General features: G+C 48.9%; 15 protein-coding genes. All 15 read right to left on the reverse strand.

Features of this window, described 5'->3' with window-relative positions:
* Positions 1 to 121 precede the first annotated feature (121 nt).
* Positions 122 to 442, reverse strand: a complete 321-nt coding sequence (locus tag QMK20_RS14855; protein WP_283652234.1) for a DUF4183 domain-containing protein — start codon at positions 440 to 442, stop codon at positions 122 to 124.
* Between the two features lie 79 nt (positions 443 to 521).
* A complete protein-coding gene (locus QMK20_RS14860) occupies positions 522 to 1,130 on the reverse strand; it encodes a DUF4183 domain-containing protein (protein ID WP_283652235.1) in 609 nt (202 codons plus the stop codon).
* 256 nt (positions 1,131 to 1,386) lie between these two features.
* Positions 1,387 to 2,475 carry a prephenate dehydrogenase gene (locus QMK20_RS14865; RefSeq protein ID WP_283652236.1) on the reverse strand — a complete coding sequence of 363 codons (1,089 nt, stop codon included), beginning with the start codon at positions 2,473 to 2,475 and terminating at the stop codon, positions 1,387 to 1,389.
* A 26-nt stretch (positions 2,476 to 2,501) separates the two neighbouring features.
* The gene (gene hisC, locus QMK20_RS14870) at positions 2,502 to 3,605 is read right to left on the reverse strand and encodes a histidinol-phosphate transaminase (protein WP_283652237.1); all 1,104 of its coding nucleotides are present in this window, start codon (positions 3,603 to 3,605) and stop codon (positions 2,502 to 2,504) included.
* A gap of 59 nt (positions 3,606 to 3,664) precedes the next feature.
* On the reverse strand, positions 3,665 to 4,471 hold the full coding sequence (gene trpA, locus QMK20_RS14875) for a tryptophan synthase subunit alpha (RefSeq protein WP_283652238.1): 807 nt from the start codon (positions 4,469 to 4,471) through the stop codon (positions 3,665 to 3,667).
* The gene (gene trpB / locus QMK20_RS14880) at positions 4,468 to 5,664 is read right to left on the reverse strand and encodes a tryptophan synthase subunit beta (RefSeq protein WP_014282083.1); all 1,197 of its coding nucleotides are present in this window, start codon (positions 5,662 to 5,664) and stop codon (positions 4,468 to 4,470) included. The genes trpA and trpB overlap by 4 nt, the downstream gene beginning before the upstream one ends.
* On the reverse strand, positions 5,661 to 6,347 hold the full coding sequence (locus tag QMK20_RS14885; RefSeq protein WP_283652239.1) for a phosphoribosylanthranilate isomerase: 687 nt from the start codon (positions 6,345 to 6,347) through the stop codon (positions 5,661 to 5,663). Before QMK20_RS14885 ends, trpB begins: the two co-directional genes overlap by 4 nt.
* Positions 6,344 to 7,138: an indole-3-glycerol phosphate synthase TrpC gene (gene trpC / locus QMK20_RS14890; RefSeq protein WP_283652240.1), complete on the reverse strand. Its 795-nt coding sequence runs from the start codon at positions 7,136 to 7,138 to the stop codon at positions 6,344 to 6,346. The genes QMK20_RS14885 and trpC overlap by 4 nt, the downstream gene beginning before the upstream one ends.
* Positions 7,128 to 8,174 carry an anthranilate phosphoribosyltransferase gene (gene trpD / locus QMK20_RS14895; RefSeq protein ID WP_283652241.1) on the reverse strand — a complete coding sequence of 349 codons (1,047 nt, stop codon included), beginning with the start codon at positions 8,172 to 8,174 and terminating at the stop codon, positions 7,128 to 7,130. Before trpD ends, trpC begins: the two co-directional genes overlap by 11 nt.
* Positions 8,175 to 8,208: 34 nt before the next feature.
* Positions 8,209 to 9,759 carry an anthranilate synthase component I gene (gene trpE / locus QMK20_RS14900; protein ID WP_283652242.1) on the reverse strand — a complete coding sequence of 517 codons (1,551 nt, stop codon included), beginning with the start codon at positions 9,757 to 9,759 and terminating at the stop codon, positions 8,209 to 8,211.
* A gap of 376 nt (positions 9,760 to 10,135) precedes the next feature.
* Entirely contained in the window at positions 10,136 to 10,510 is a 375-nt protein-coding gene (gene aroH, locus QMK20_RS14905; RefSeq protein ID WP_283652243.1) for a chorismate mutase, read from the reverse strand.
* Between the two features lie 2 nt (positions 10,511 to 10,512).
* Positions 10,513 to 11,607 carry a 3-dehydroquinate synthase gene (aroB, locus tag QMK20_RS14910; protein WP_283652244.1) on the reverse strand — a complete coding sequence of 365 codons (1,095 nt, stop codon included), beginning with the start codon at positions 11,605 to 11,607 and terminating at the stop codon, positions 10,513 to 10,515.
* 1 nt (position 11,608) lies between these two features.
* Complete coding sequence (gene aroC, locus QMK20_RS14915) at positions 11,609 to 12,778, reverse strand: chorismate synthase (protein WP_283652245.1); 1,170 nt, start codon at positions 12,776 to 12,778, stop codon at positions 11,609 to 11,611.
* Between the two features lie 229 nt (positions 12,779 to 13,007).
* Entirely contained in the window at positions 13,008 to 13,808 is an 801-nt protein-coding gene (locus QMK20_RS14920) for a CheR family methyltransferase (protein ID WP_014282091.1), read from the reverse strand.
* A gap of 30 nt (positions 13,809 to 13,838) precedes the next feature.
* Positions 13,839 to 14,282, reverse strand: a complete 444-nt coding sequence (gene ndk, locus QMK20_RS14925) for a nucleoside-diphosphate kinase (protein WP_044646773.1) — start codon at positions 14,280 to 14,282, stop codon at positions 13,839 to 13,841.
* Positions 14,283 to 14,388 lie beyond the last annotated feature (106 nt).

Raw genomic sequence — 14,388 nt, forward strand, 5'->3', positions numbered from 1 at the left:
CAAGAAAACATAAGCCGTGAAGGTTGTAAGGTTCCCGCCTCTTTGCATTCAGCCTTGAAACCTGAACTAAAAACTAAAAATCCCCTTGCTCCGATGCAAGGGGATTATTTGTCCTACTGGATTATAACTGTGCCAAATTAACAGCTTCAATAATGAAAGGAGTATTTGCAGATATTGGTCCTGCGCTTCCGGTATTGATGGTCAGAGCTGATGTTGAAACCGAAAATGTGCCTTGTTCTTGCAGCACGCCATTGATGTAAAAATTGTAATAACCATTCGGTACTGTCGGGAACGCAGTTGCCGCTGTACCTGTATCATCTACAAAACTAGTTGCGGGAGTGTTTAGTCCCGGCGAAATCGGAGTTGTCGTCGGCCAAGTGTAGAAAAATCTGCTTGAAGTAACAGCCGCACTAATAACAACATTGAAAATAGAAAGAGCCATATTACTTTCACCTCCTTCCTATAATTTCAGTAAATGCATGAAATTATAGAAAGGAAGTGCCATAGTCTACGGTAACAAATTAGTTGGCCGAATACTGCGCAACGAAGCCCACTGATTCTATAATTATAGGAGTACCAGATATAATCGTTTGCCCTGTAGGTTGGATGGTCAAATTTTGGGGGCTAATGTTATATAGCTCTCCTTCTTGTAAGACGGCATTAATAAATAGATTAGTGTATCCGCTTGCTCCAAAGCTGATGAGCTCGTTAGCGGATTCACCAGCATCGTTTACAAATTGATGAGCTTGAATAACTAGCTCGCTCTCCAATTTGATATTAGAGTCGGCTACCCAAAAAAACCGTTTCACTGTTGGTAAAATGGTGATTGGCGAGCGTAAAAGCTTTTTGTTTTCAGGAGATGCCGTTTTTGGAATTAGCATGCGAAATTTTAAGGGACGACGTTTATAATTGCGTTTAGAGTAATTAGCTGTACTCCATTTTTTAAGACACAAACGGAATATCCGTCTCTTACCGATTGCGATTTTTTTCTTCGAACGGAATGCCCGACAAGCAGACAATGAACCCAAACTTGTTTTTCTATATGGATGATGTCTATGTTTTCTTTTAGGATAATAGGCGACCTTAATGCTGTCACGGCTCAATTTAACTTTCGTTTTCAGATTAACCATGTGAATCGCCTCCTGTTTATAAATACTATGCTATTTATGAACAGGAGAATGGACTTATAACCAAACAAAACTTAGACAATGGTCTATTTTCACCCAAATTTAGGCCAATTCACCACCATATATTGTTCTGTGGAAGATGATCTATACACTAATTCGGTCAATTTAGGAATATATATTTTATTATGCAAAAGGCGAATGAAGATGTTCTCCATTCGCCTGCCAAATCATTTTTTTAAATTTCCAATAAAGGAGATGGTCATACCACCACTTTATAACTCATCGAATCCAGCAACGCCTTCGCCCGCTCCCAATCCTGCTCCTGACGGAAGGAAAGCCGCATAATACCGGGAACATCCTCCCGGCTTTCGATGATTTGCATATTGCTCAGGTTAATGCTGTTGTCCCCCAGCTCTGTTGCAATTCGACCGATAATCCCCGGGGTATCCGGTACATCAATATACAGATCAAACGTTGAGACGATGACACCTTTGCGGCGTTCCGGCAGCTCACTGCGGAAATGTCCCGCCGTCAAAAACTCGTCAGCAATTCCCTCTCCGTCTTGTATTCTCAGTAAATGGGTAAAACGCTCAATCTGCCCGTTCCACTCTTCCAGCAGACCTAGCAAAACATCACGATTGCTCAGCAAAATGTCCCGCCACACAATAGGATCACTGGAAGCAATTCGCGTAATATCGCGAAATCCGCCAGCAGCCAGCGTACGGTACAACGGATTTTCGTCATTGTGCTTGCGCACCTGATTCACCAGCGCCGCTGCAATAATATGCGGAAGATGGCTGATCGCCCCGACAATGTCATCGTGCATATCAGGCTGGACACGCACAACCTGAGCTCCTGTATATTTCAACAGACGCTCCAGCGAACTGTATGCTTCCTCAGGCACACCTTCTGCGGGGGAAAGTACATAGTAGGCATTCTCAAACAGTAACGCAGAAGCAGCCTTCACACCGGAACGCTCCGAGCCGGCCATCGGATGGCCACCAATAAAATAAGCATGACGCAAAGAGATTTCCGACGCTTTATTGGCAATCGACGATTTTGTACTGCCTACATCGGTAATAATACAACCCTCTTTAAGCGGCAACCTGCTTAACAGCTCCAGATAATGCTCCAGTAAGCCGACAGGTACGCATAAAAAAATAAAATCGGCATCCTCTGCCGCCTCTTCAACCGAAAGAGTCGCAGTGTCCACGACACCACGGCTCAACATCGGCTCCATGAGCTCGGGGAGATGAGCATGACCAACAACGGTAATGCCCGGCTTCCCTTTAAAACAAAGCGCAAGGGACCCACCGATCAGTCCCACGCCGAAAATGGCAATCTTCATCAATTATCAAATCCCATCTGCGGAAATTATAGACGCGCTTTCGCCGCTTCCGCCCCCAGGACCTGTTCCAGCGCACGGATAAACCACTCATTTTGCGGCTGTGATCCAACCGACACCCTAATGTATGTCGGATATTTGTGATGACCAGCGCGAATAATCACGCCTTTACGAAGCAGCTCCTGAAATACCTCACCCGACGGGCGACGTACATCCAGCATAATGAAATTACCATGTGCCGGAAAATATTCCAGTCCAAGGCGCTTTAATTCATTTTGCAAATAGGCTCTGCCCTCTGCGTTGCGGTCACGGCATTCCTGCACAAAATCCTGATCTTCCAACGCCGCAACCGCCGCAGCCTGTGCTACCCGCGAAGTATTGAACGGCTCACGAACCTGATTAATCAGGCGAATCGTTGCCACAGCTCCCATACCGTATCCGATGCGAAGCGATGCCAGACCGTAGATTTTGGAGAAAGTGCGCAATACAACCAGATTTTCATAGGCTGGCAATAAACGAATACCGTCTGGATAAGTGCTATCCGTCACAAACTCGAAATACGCCTCATCCAGCACAACCATAACATGCTTCGGCACCCGATCCAAAAATGCGATCAATTCTGCTTCAGGTACAATCGTGCCTGTCGGGTTGTTCGGATTACAGATCCAGATCATTTTCGTACGGTCGTTAATCTGAGACAACATGGCTTCCAGATCATGCACCCCGTCACGCAAAGGCACCTCAACAGCAACCGCTCCCTCAATTTCCACATTGCTCTTGTATACGGAGAAGGTCTGATCGGCCATGATACTTTCTTCTCCGGGAAGAAGAAAAGCGCGCGTAATCAACGCAATAATCTCGTCAGAGCCACAGCCATAAATAAACTGATCCTCTTTCAAGCCCGTATGTTTAGACAGCGCCTGTGTTAAAGCTACCGCGCTGCCGTCAGGATATACACTAATATTCGCAAATTCCTCCTGAATGGCCTGCAATACTTTAGGAGAGCTGCCATACGGATTTTCATTCGAGGCGAGCTTGATCACTTCATCAAGTCCCAGCTCACGCTTCACATCTTCAATCGGTTTACCGGGCTGATATACCGGCAAATGTACAATATGCGGTTTAGGTTGCATGCCCCTACCTCCTCTAATCCATTCAGAACTAAATTTGCTGCTTTCTATATTGATGCCAGCTACTGCTTTAATTGTGCCACAAAATTACGAATTTGCAAAAGTCCTTCTTCTCTGCGCGCAGAATCGTCCAGCAGCGGGATCGCTTCCTCCACCTGACGCACAATAGCACTTCCGACGACAACTCCATCACAGATGTCTGAAAAACGGGCTACCTGCTCCCTAGTAGAGATACCGAACCCAACCGCCACCGGAATATCCGTATGCCGCTTGACCTGCGTGATGAAGCCCTCTATACCCTCAAAAAAGGAAGCTCTTTCTCCGGTCACCCCAAGAGAGGATACACAGTATACAAATCCGCGTGCTTGACGGACAATTCGCTCAATCCGTTGTTCAGAAGTTGGAGCCACCAACGGAATCAGATGTACACCAACCTCTGCCGCCCGTCCTCCCAGCTCTTCTGCTTCCTCAAGCGGAAGGTCGGGAATAATCAGGCCACTGATGCCATGCTCCTGCATGCCTGCAAAGAAAGCATCCATGCCCATCTGCAACAAAGGATTATAATATGTGAACAAAATAAAAGGCAGGCTTGATCCCGCCGCCCGGGCCAAAGAAGCCGTCTCCATACACGTGCGGATCGAGATCTGCCGTTTCAACGCACGCTCAGACGCACGCTGAATGACAGGTCCGTCAGCCAGCGGGTCCGAATATGGAACCCCCAGCTCTAATATATCGGCTCCAGCCAACTCCAGTTGCCGAATGATTTCTACCGTCGTGTCCACATCCGGATCGCCTACCGTCAGGAAAGGAATTAATGCTGTTTTGCCTTCATTTTTGAGACGTCCAAACACCTGATCAATTAAATTCATGACGGATTTCCTCCCAAATGCTTAATAATGGAGTCCACATCTTTGTCACCGCGACCCGACAAACAGATAACAATAATATCATCCGCCGTCAAGGTAGGTGCCAGTTTAACGACCTGTGCAACTGCATGTGCCGACTCCAACGCCGGAAGAATACCTTCCGTACGGCATAACAATTGGAGGGCATCCAGGGCTTCCTGATCGGAAATCGGAACATACTTGGCCCGCTCAATATCCTTCAAATACGAATGCTCCGGCCCAACCCCCGGATAGTCCAATCCCGCCGAGATGGAATGCGCTGGCTGTACCTGTCCGTATTCATCCTGAAGCAGATAACTCATAGAGCCTTGGAAGACACCTTGCGTTCCCTTGCTCATCGTTGCTGCATGAAATTCCGTTTCCACGCCTTTTCCAGCCGCCTCGACGCCAAGCAAAGCTACCTCGTGATCCTCGATAAAAGGATAGAACATACCGATGGCATTACTTCCTCCACCGATCGCCGCTACCACGACATCTGGAAGTCTGCCTTCTTTTTCGAGAATTTGACGGCGGGTTTCATCGCCAATGACACGCTGGAAGTTGCGCACCATCATTGGATACGGATGTGGTCCGACCGCCGAGCCCAAAATATAGAACGTATCATGGACATGGCTCACCCAATACCGCAAAGCTTCATTCCCTGCATCCTTGAGTGTACGTGTGCCCGATGTAACCGGAATGACCTCTGCACCCAATAGTTGCATACGGAATACATTTAGTTGCTGGCGTACGGTATCCTCTTCCCCCATAAACACCTTGCACTCCAGTCCGAGCAATGCCGCGACGGTCGCCGTCGCAACACCATGCTGGCCTGCGCCTGTTTCGGCAATGACCTTCTGCTTGCCCATACGCTTCGCCAGCAGTCCCTGCGCCAGCGCATTATTAATTTTGTGGGCTCCGGTATGGTTCAGATCTTCGCGTTTCAAGTAAATTTTAGCCTTGCCCAAATGCTGACTCAGACGCTCCGCATAATAGAGCGGCGTTTCCCGGCCCGAATAATCCTTTAGCAGTCCGTTCAGCTCTGCGTTAAAATCAGGATCATCCGCATACTTCCGGTAGGATTCCTCCAATTCAATCAGTGCGTTCATCAACGTTTCCGGTACAAAACGTCCGCCAAATGTTCCAAAACGTCCGTTATTATCAGGTAATTGTGTCATGCCTGCTTCACCCTTTCTACGAATGCTGTGATTTTTGCAATGTCCTTGACTCCATCCGTCTCTACACCGCTGGACACATCCAGCCCTTCGGGATGATACTCGGTAACCAGCTTTTCCGCATTATCGGCAGTCAGCCCGCCGGCTACAAACAAAGGAATTTCATTTTGTTGGGTCCAAGCTTGATAGGTAGGAATCCGATCCCACGCAAACGTTTTGCCGGAGCCGCCACCATATAGGGGATCATATGTATCCAGCAGTAAAGCGTCAATCGTTCCGGCATAGGCATCCAATTCGTCCGTCAGGCATTCTGTCTGACCCTTCACCGTCTGTCCTTTACTGTCCACAGACCATGCCTTGAATACCTGTACACCAAAATGCTCCCTGATCTCCCGGCAGCGCTGCGGACTCTCCTGCCCGTGCAGTTGAATGACATCCAATGGTGCTTTTTCCATGACATCATTTAACAGTGCGTCATCAGGGTTCACAAATACGCCCACGCTGCGCGGTCTGCTGCCTGGGGTCCATTCATCCAATACGCGAAGCAGCTCTCCAGCCTGTGCGCCGTCAATCCGGCGCTTGCTGTCGGCAAACACAAAACCTATATAATCGACCGGTAAGTTTACCATAGATTTTAGCACTTCAACGCTTTGAAGTCCACAAATTTTTATGCCCGTTTTGTTCATGCTTTAACCCCGTCCATCAAATCGGCTACAGCCTGTCCTACATCATCCTTGCGCATCAGATGCTCCCCTACCAGGATGCCGTGTGCGCCTACTGAATGTAAATACTTCACATCTTCGGGTCCGGCAATGCCGCTTTCGCTGATAAACGTAACTCCTTTAGGAATCAGTAAGATCAGCTCCTCTGTCGTCTGGAGGCGGGTCTCAAATGTCCGCAGATTTCGGTTGTTCACGCCAATCAAGGTAGCTGTCCCCAGATCCAGCACAGCTTTAAGCTCCTCACTGTCATGCACCTCTACCAATGCGTCCAGCCCCAGGTCCTTGGCAATTTGTAAAAACGACCCCAAAACACGTGGCTCCAGTATAGCCGCAATCAACAGCACTGCATCCGCTCCCAGCAGACGAGCTTCATAAATTTGCCGTTCATCAATGATAAAATCCTTGCGCAGCAACGGAATTTTTACCTGTTCACGAATTTGGTGCAAATATTCAGGACTCCCCTGAAAGTACGTCACATCCGTCAGGACAGAAATGCAATCAGCTCCAGCTCCCTCATATGCCCGTGCAATGTCCACCGGATGAAAATCCGGTCGGATCAACCCCTTGGAGGGGGAAGCCTTCTTCACTTCGGCAATCAGTCCGAGCGGACGATTACGGCGCAGAGCTATAGCATCCTCGAATCCTCTCGTCGCAGGTAAATCGGCAACCAATCGTTCGGCTTTACTGATTTGAAAATGCTCCTTAAGCTGCTCTACTTCCTGTCGCTTCGTCACTACAATTCGATCAAGATACATATTGATATTCCCCCGTTGCCTGTATTAATTGATCCAGCTTGGACAGCGCCAGCCCCGAGTCAATAGCTTCAGCCGCCCGCGCTACTCCATCTGTCAAGGTAGCTACTGCGCCCGATACATAGATGCACGCACCGGCATTCGCTAACACGACATCACGATAAGCTCCGCGCTCCCCGTTCAAAATCCGACCTATAATGTCGGCGTTAACCTGCGCGTCTCCACCCAGCACTTCATCGAGACGGTGCGTCTGCAAACCCAGATCCGACGGGTTAAGTTCAAACGTATGAACCTGACCATCCTTCAGCTCAGATACCCGTGTCGGTGCCGAAATGCTGATTTCATCCAATCCGTCCAGACTGCTGACGACCATGGCCCGCTTGGAACCGAGTCGATTCAGCACCTCAGCGATCACTTCCGTTTTTCCCGCATCATAAATGCCCAGCAACTGCCGATCCGCACCTGCTGGATTCGTCAAGGGACCGAGCATATTAAACACCGTTCGTACTCCAAGCTCCCGGCGTGGAGCGGCAGCATGCTTCATAGATGGATGATACAACTGCGCAAATAAAAAGCAGATGCCGATACGATCCAGACATGACCGCGCCTGATCACTCGTCAAATGGATATTGACCCCTAGGGCCTCCAGCACATCGGCGCTCCCGGCACGTCCGCTTGCAGAGCGATTGCCATGCTTCGCTACCCGTACAGATACCGAAGCCGCAATAATAGCGGATATCGTGGAAATATTAAACTTGTGAATACCCGAACCCCCGGTTCCGCATGTGTCCAGCAAATGGGTATCACCTTCTCCGGTTTGCACCGGACTGGCATAGCTGCGCATAGCTTCGGCAAATCCGGTGATTTCCTCCACTGTCTCCCCCTTGATGCGCAGAGCCGTCAGCAGCCCGCCAATTTGCGCCTGCGTGGCACTCCCACTCATAATCTGTTCCATCACGCCGCGGGCCTCCGTACGTGAAAGATGCTGTCCCTCAATGACCCGGCTTAACCCCACTTGCATAATGTCATGTCGTTCCATCGTCGTCTCCTCCTCAAAATCAGATTTTTGTATGTTACGGAGTGTACAAATAATCCTGGTTGATGACGCTGTTGTAGGGCTGTACCGTCGCCGGGAACATCGCTTCAGCCGTGCGGATCGCTTTCAGCATCGCCTTGGCCTTGTTCACCGTTTCCTGATACTCGCTTTCTGGAACCGAGTCCCACACAATCCCTGCACCCGCCTGAACATAGGCCCGGTTCTTTTTAAACACAATCGTACGAATCGTGATGCAAGCATCCATATTGCCCGAGAAGCCTAAATATCCGATGGCTCCTGCATACGGCCCACGCGCTTCCCGCTCCAGCTCGGCAATAATCTCCATCGCCCGCAGCTTCGGAGCCCCTGATACCGTGCCCGCTGGCAAGCAGGACAGGAAAGCATCGAAGAAATCTTTATCCTCCCGTAGCTCCCCCGATACATTGGAAACAATGTGCATCACGTGGGAATAGCGTTCAATTTCCATAAACGTATCGCATTGGACCGTACCAAACTGAGATACACGTCCCAGATCATTTCTTCCCAAATCGACCAGCATCAGATGCTCGGCACGTTCTTTTTCATCCTTCAGCAGTTCTTCAGCGAGCGCTATATCTTCTGCTTCCGTCACGCCACGCGGCCTCGTTCCGGCAATAGGACGGGTTTCCACCCGACCGTTTTCCACCTTGACGAGTGCCTCCGGCGAAGTGCCTACGATGATCTCGTCATCCATTTTCAAATAATACATATAAGGAGACGGGTTCATCGTGCGCAACACGCGGTATACCTGTAAAGGAGAGGCATCTGTGTCAATGTGAAAGCGCTGGGACAGCACGACCTGAAAAATATCACCTGAGCGAATATATTCCTTCGCCTGCTCCACGTTTGAAATAAACTGCTCCTTCGTTACATTCGACTGAATCTCACCCAACTCCACATCGTCAGGAATAGAGGCTGCTCCCATCGTCTCTGGCGGTGTCTGCTTACGCAGGTACTGCGCCGTTGCTTCCAGCTTCCGTTCCACCTCGGCATAAGCAGCGCGGATGTCCTCATCGCGGAAGCCTTCGCCTACATGAACATTGCCGACCAGCAAAATTTGCTGTTTCACATGATCAAAGACAATAACTTGATCGCAGAACATAAAACGAATATCATCCATATTCAAATCATCTACTGAATGCTCTGGCAGTTTTTCATAGTATTGCAGCAGATCATATCCAAAAAATCCGATAGCCCCGCCTGTAAATGGAGGCATTTCTTTCAGCTTCGGGCTACGGTACTTGCGAAGCAACGCCTTGAGCTCTTCAAGCGGCTTGTCGTTTAATATTTGTCGCTTACCATGCTGCTCCAGGATCAAACGGCCTTTTTTGCCGGAAACCATCAGGAACGGGTCCGTCCCGATGAATGAATGTCGCGCCCACTGCTCGCCTCCTTCTACACTCTCCAGCAGAAAGGCCCGGTCCCGCTCAGCGTACCGACGGAAAATCCGGATCGGCGTCTCCATATCGGCCAGCACTTTTTTGTACACAGGAATCAGGTTAAATTCATTCGCCATTGTTATCACTTGCTCCACATGCGGCGTTAACATGAGATCACTTCCTTTCCAAATTGGCGCAGAACCCAAAGGAGAGAATATAAAAAAGCCTCCACCCGGAAGGTAGAGGCTGTCAGTTATTGAAATTATAAGAATGCTACCATATACAAAACGACTACAGCAAATATACAAAGTATACACTCATCCCTTTGTATAACCTGGGTTACTTTAAATAAGCACTTCCCCCAGAAACATTCTCCGTGGACAAAGGCTTACCCGCTACCGCTGGTCTCTGTAATCTTCATATGGAATTGGCTCAACTGCACTCTTCTCATCTCAACTGGCTCTGGCTAACTCTACTCAACTCTGCTACACACACTATATCTCATACGATGTTACTTTGGCAACCATCAACTTTAAAAACAGGCGATTACTTTCCTTGGGAAGCCAAATCCGGTCTTAGCGCCTGCGCTCCGTTCAAATAAACATGTTTGATTTCCCGCTGTGTTTTAACGGTATTCACCTGTACCATCAAACGGATGCATTTTGGCAAGCTGCCCTCTACGGGAATTTCCAACGAACACATAAGCGGAACCATATCCCAGCCGTCAAGCTGGCGGATCGCCTTTGCCGGGAAAGTAGCATTCAGATCATGGGTCACTGTAATCCATACGTTGCTAATATCCTCCGGCTGCACTTCATTGTAGGACACAATTTCCGCTAACAGTAGGCATGTGGCTTCCAAAATTTCGTTTTCTTCATTGTTCGCTACGGTCGTCGCCCCACGAATTCCACGATTGTACATCGTTACGCCTCCTCTTTTAGCTGTTCAATTACTTGTCGGATGTAAGAGACGGAAATATCCTTCACTACCTCCACACGCCCGATGCTGCGTGGGACGACAAAAGTAATACTGCCTTCCTTAAACTTTTTGTCATGCATCATCGCATCCAGCAGACGATCCGTTTCGAGATGAGCGGGAAGAGAAGTTGGTAGACGAAGCGAAGCCAGCATATCCCTCGTTTCTGTTACCAAAGAAGGATCTGCCCCCAGCTTCACACCCAGAAGTGCAGAGCCAACCATACCAATAGAAATCGCTTCCCCGTGTAAAAACTCACCATACCCCGCAATCGCCTCTATCGCATGACCAATAGTGTGACCGAGGTTTAGAATAGCACGTAAATCGTTTTCACGTTCATCGCGCGACACCACTTCGGCTTTCACGGAGCATCCCTTTTCCAGACCGTACTCCAGAGCTGCCGCATCCAAAGCCAGCAAGTCAGGCGCATGATCGCGGCACCAGTGGGCAAAATCAGCATCCCAGATCAAGCCATGCTTGATCATTTCAGCAAGCCCGGCGGATACCTCTCGCGGAGGTAATGTAGACAACGTATCCACGTCATACAATACCAATTCCGGCTGATGGAAAGCTCCAATCATATTTTTAGCCAAAGGATGATTGATGCCGACCTTGCCGCCCACGCTACTGTCATGCGCAAGGATTGTAGTTGGAATCTGTACGAACTTGACGCCTCTCATAAAAGAAGCCGCCACAAATCCTGCCAGATCGCCCACTACACCACCACCAAGTGCGATAACAGCTGAATTGCGGTCCAAACCGCCCTCGATAGCTGCTGTAATCACCTGCTCATACACAGCAAGCGATTTGGACTTTTCACCCGGTTTGACGACGTTGGAAACCGTCTTGTACCCTGCTGCCTGAAGGTTGCTCTCCAGTGTCGCTAAATAGAATCGCGCTGTGTGTTCGTCAGAAACAATCAACAGCGGACTTTTTTGTGCAATTCCTCGTTCGCTCAACAACTCTCCTGCCCGATGTAACAGTCCACGTCCGATATGAATGGGATAGGAACGTTCCCCAAGCTGTACCGTCAGCGTACTCATCTTAGTACCGTCCCAGTTGTTCTTCATAGGATGTAATGTTCGCACGGATTTCTTCAATGGAATCCCCGCCGAATTTTTCAAGCAAAGCCTTGGCAATCTCCCATGCTACAACATGCTCCATAACCACACTTGCCGCTGGTACGGCACATGCATCCGAACGCTCAACCTGAGCGGTGAACGCTTCCTTCGTATCAATATCGACGCTTTGCAGCGGCTTGTACAGCGTCGGGATCGGCTTCATCACGCCGCGAACCACGACAGGCATTCCGTTGGTCATGCCACCCTCAAAACCGCCCAAACGATTGGTACGGCGGTGATATCCACGTTCGTCATCATGCAAAATCTCATCATGCACCTGCGAACCACGCAGTTCTCCAGCTTCAAAGCCAATACCGATTTCCACGCCTTTGAACGCATTAATGGACATGACTCCTTGGGCAATGCGTGCATCCAGCTTCCGATCATACTGAACATGACTGCCCAGACCGATTGGAACACCTTCCACAATACATTCCACTACGCCACCAACGGAATCGCCTTCTTGCTTGATTTGATCAATGTAGGCTTCCATTTTCTTTTCGGTTTCCGGATCGGTTACTCTCACTGAAGAAGCTTCTGTCACGGCAATCAGCTCGTCAATCGGCAATTCGCGGTGAGGTGCCTCGATTTCTCCAATGCGGATAACCTGACCAGCGACCTTGATTCCAAACTCTTCCAGCAATTGACGGGCCAAACCGCCGCAGGCAACACGAATTGCCGTCTCACGGGCACTGGAACGTTCCAGCACGTTGCGCAGATCCTTCAGATTGTATTTCAATCCGCCGTTCAAATCTGCATGACCCGGACGCGGACGGTGAACCCGGCGCTTTTCCTCGTCACTGCCTTCGATGGGCTCAATATTCATAATGTTCTGCCAATGCTTCCAATCGTTGTTTTCCACAATCAGAGCAATCGGTGCACCTGTGGTATACCCGTGACGAACGCCTCCGGCAATGTTGGCCGTATCCTTTTCAATCTGCATACGCCGACCCCGTCCATACCCCTTCTGACGACGGTGTAGCTGAAAATTCAATTCTTCAAAATCCAATTTTAAATTGCTCGGCATGCCCTCTACAATCGCAGTAAGCTGGGGACCATGCGTTTCCCCCGCGGTTAAGTAACGTAAACTCATGACGCGTTCCCCCTTTAAACTGTTAAACTGTGCATCGCTAAAATCTTTAACTGTGCTTCATTATAGTATACGCACCTTTCTTTGACAAGAAAAGCCACGAGAGTGCAGATAAACAAAAAAACACGCCCTTTGGTCAAAGCCAAAGGACGTGCGCTTCTGATAAGACAACAGCCAACGTACTCGTTGTTAGGCACAGCTAGCTACAAAACAATGGACTATATGTCCAGGCTTATGCTTTTTTACGATAAAAAAAGGTTTCCGTTGATTCCAGACCATATTGGTTTGGAGAAAAAATTTGCTCTGTACTGCCGACAAACAGCACACCGCCGGGACGAAGACTGGCAGCAAACTTCTGGTACAGCTTATGCTTGGCCTCTTCCGTAAAATAAATCATGACATTACGGCAGATAATGAGATCGTAGCCGTCCTCAAACCGATCCAGAAGTAAATTTTGCTTTTGAAATTTCACAGCCTGCTTCAAACGGTCGTCAATTCGATACATCGCACCATCCGGCTTGAAATACTTACTAGCTACCTGTTCAGGCACATCCTTGAGCGAACGCTCCAAATATCTGCCTTCCTTGGCTTTAGCCAGTGCGCCGTCATCAATGTCAGAGGCCGTAATGGAGCAATTCCCCAAAATTCCCTTGCCGTCCAGTACCATAGCCAAGCTGTACGGCTCCTCGCCAGTCGAGCAGGCCGCACTCCACAGCTTGAGCTTCTGCTTACCTGCAAGCAGCTGTGGCAAAATCGTATCCCGCAGTACTTCCCACCGATTGGGATTACGCCAAAACTCTGAAACATTGATCGTCATCCGATCCAGAAATTCATAGAACAGGGGCTTTTCTTTCATCATGGCATCATAAAAAGAAACAAAACTGGGAAACCCGTTTTTGTTGCGAAGCGTCGTTAACCGCCTTTTCATCTGTGCTTCCTTGTATTGTGCAAGATCAATACCTGTGCTGTCCTTGATTTTGCGGATAAACGCTGTGTAATCGGGGTCCGTCTGACCCAGTTCCATATCCGTCATGCTACCATCCTTCTTCATTCGAAATTAAACTTACACCCAGGTCGCCACACTTTTTTCATACCGAACGGTTTCCTCCGGCGTGAAAAAATTCGCAATCTCGCGCTCCGCGCTCTCCGGTGAATCTGAACCGTGAATGAGGTTAAACGGTGTATGTGCAGCAAAGTCTCCCCGGATTGTGCCCGGAAGAGCCTCTGTCACTTGTGTTTTACCAATCAGCAGGCGGGACAGGGTAACGATGTTATCCCCTTCCCAAACCATGGCGAATACAGGGCCAGAAGTGATAAAGCCTACAAGCTCTTCAAAAAAGGGCTTGCCCACATGCTCCGCATAATGCCGTTCCGCCTGTTCTCTAGATACCTGCACAAGTTTACCAGCCGTCATTTTGAAGCCTTTGTCTTCCAGACGACTAATAATACGTCCAATTAGTCCGCGTTGTACTCCATCCGGTTTAACCATCAAAAACGTACGATCCATCGACTCACTCCCAATCCAATCTAATGTATTTATACAGTACTAATCTGTATTATAACAGAAAGCTTGGAAACGGTTAAAGTATTTTGTCACAGCAGTTCCAAAACAC

This window comes from Paenibacillus sp. RC334 (assembly GCF_030034735.1).
GTDB classification, from domain to species: Bacteria; Bacillota; Bacilli; order Paenibacillales; family Paenibacillaceae; genus Paenibacillus; species Paenibacillus terrae_A.

Excerpts from the sequence above, each read along its gene's own strand:
- QMK20_RS14855 (WP_283652234.1), bottom strand. The coding sequence starts at position 442 with ATGGCTCTTTCTATTTTCAATGTTGTTATTAGTGCGGCTGTTACTTCA.
- QMK20_RS14860 (WP_283652235.1), bottom strand. The coding sequence starts at position 1,130 with ATGGTTAATCTGAAAACGAAAGTTAAATTGAGCCGTGACAGCATTAAG.
- QMK20_RS14865 (WP_283652236.1), bottom strand. The coding sequence starts at position 2,475 with ATGAAGATTGCCATTTTCGGCGTGGGACTGATCGGTGGGTCCCTTGCG.
- hisC (WP_283652237.1), bottom strand. The coding sequence starts at position 3,605 with ATGCAACCTAAACCGCATATTGTACATTTGCCGGTATATCAGCCCGGT.
- trpA (WP_283652238.1), bottom strand. The coding sequence starts at position 4,471 with ATGAATTTAATTGATCAGGTGTTTGGACGTCTCAAAAATGAAGGCAAA.
- trpB (WP_014282083.1), bottom strand. The coding sequence starts at position 5,664 with ATGACACAATTACCTGATAATAACGGACGTTTTGGAACATTTGGCGGA.
- QMK20_RS14885 (WP_283652239.1), bottom strand. The coding sequence starts at position 6,347 with ATGAACAAAACGGGCATAAAAATTTGTGGACTTCAAAGCGTTGAAGTG.
- trpC (WP_283652240.1), bottom strand. The coding sequence starts at position 7,138 with ATGTATCTTGATCGAATTGTAGTGACGAAGCGACAGGAAGTAGAGCAG.
- trpD (WP_283652241.1), bottom strand. The coding sequence starts at position 8,174 with ATGGAACGACATGACATTATGCAAGTGGGGTTAAGCCGGGTCATTGAG.
- trpE (WP_283652242.1), bottom strand. The coding sequence starts at position 9,759 with ATGTTAACGCCGCATGTGGAGCAAGTGATAACAATGGCGAATGAATTT.
- aroH (WP_283652243.1), bottom strand. The coding sequence starts at position 10,510 with ATGTACAATCGTGGAATTCGTGGGGCGACGACCGTAGCGAACAATGAA.
- aroB (WP_283652244.1), bottom strand. The coding sequence starts at position 11,607 with ATGAGTACGCTGACGGTACAGCTTGGGGAACGTTCCTATCCCATTCAT.
- aroC (WP_283652245.1), bottom strand. The coding sequence starts at position 12,778 with ATGAGTTTACGTTACTTAACCGCGGGGGAAACGCATGGTCCCCAGCTT.
- QMK20_RS14920 (WP_014282091.1), bottom strand. The coding sequence starts at position 13,808 with ATGACGGATATGGAACTGGGTCAGACGGACCCCGATTACACAGCGTTT.
- ndk (WP_044646773.1), bottom strand. The coding sequence starts at position 14,282 with ATGGATCGTACGTTTTTGATGGTTAAACCGGATGGAGTACAACGCGGA.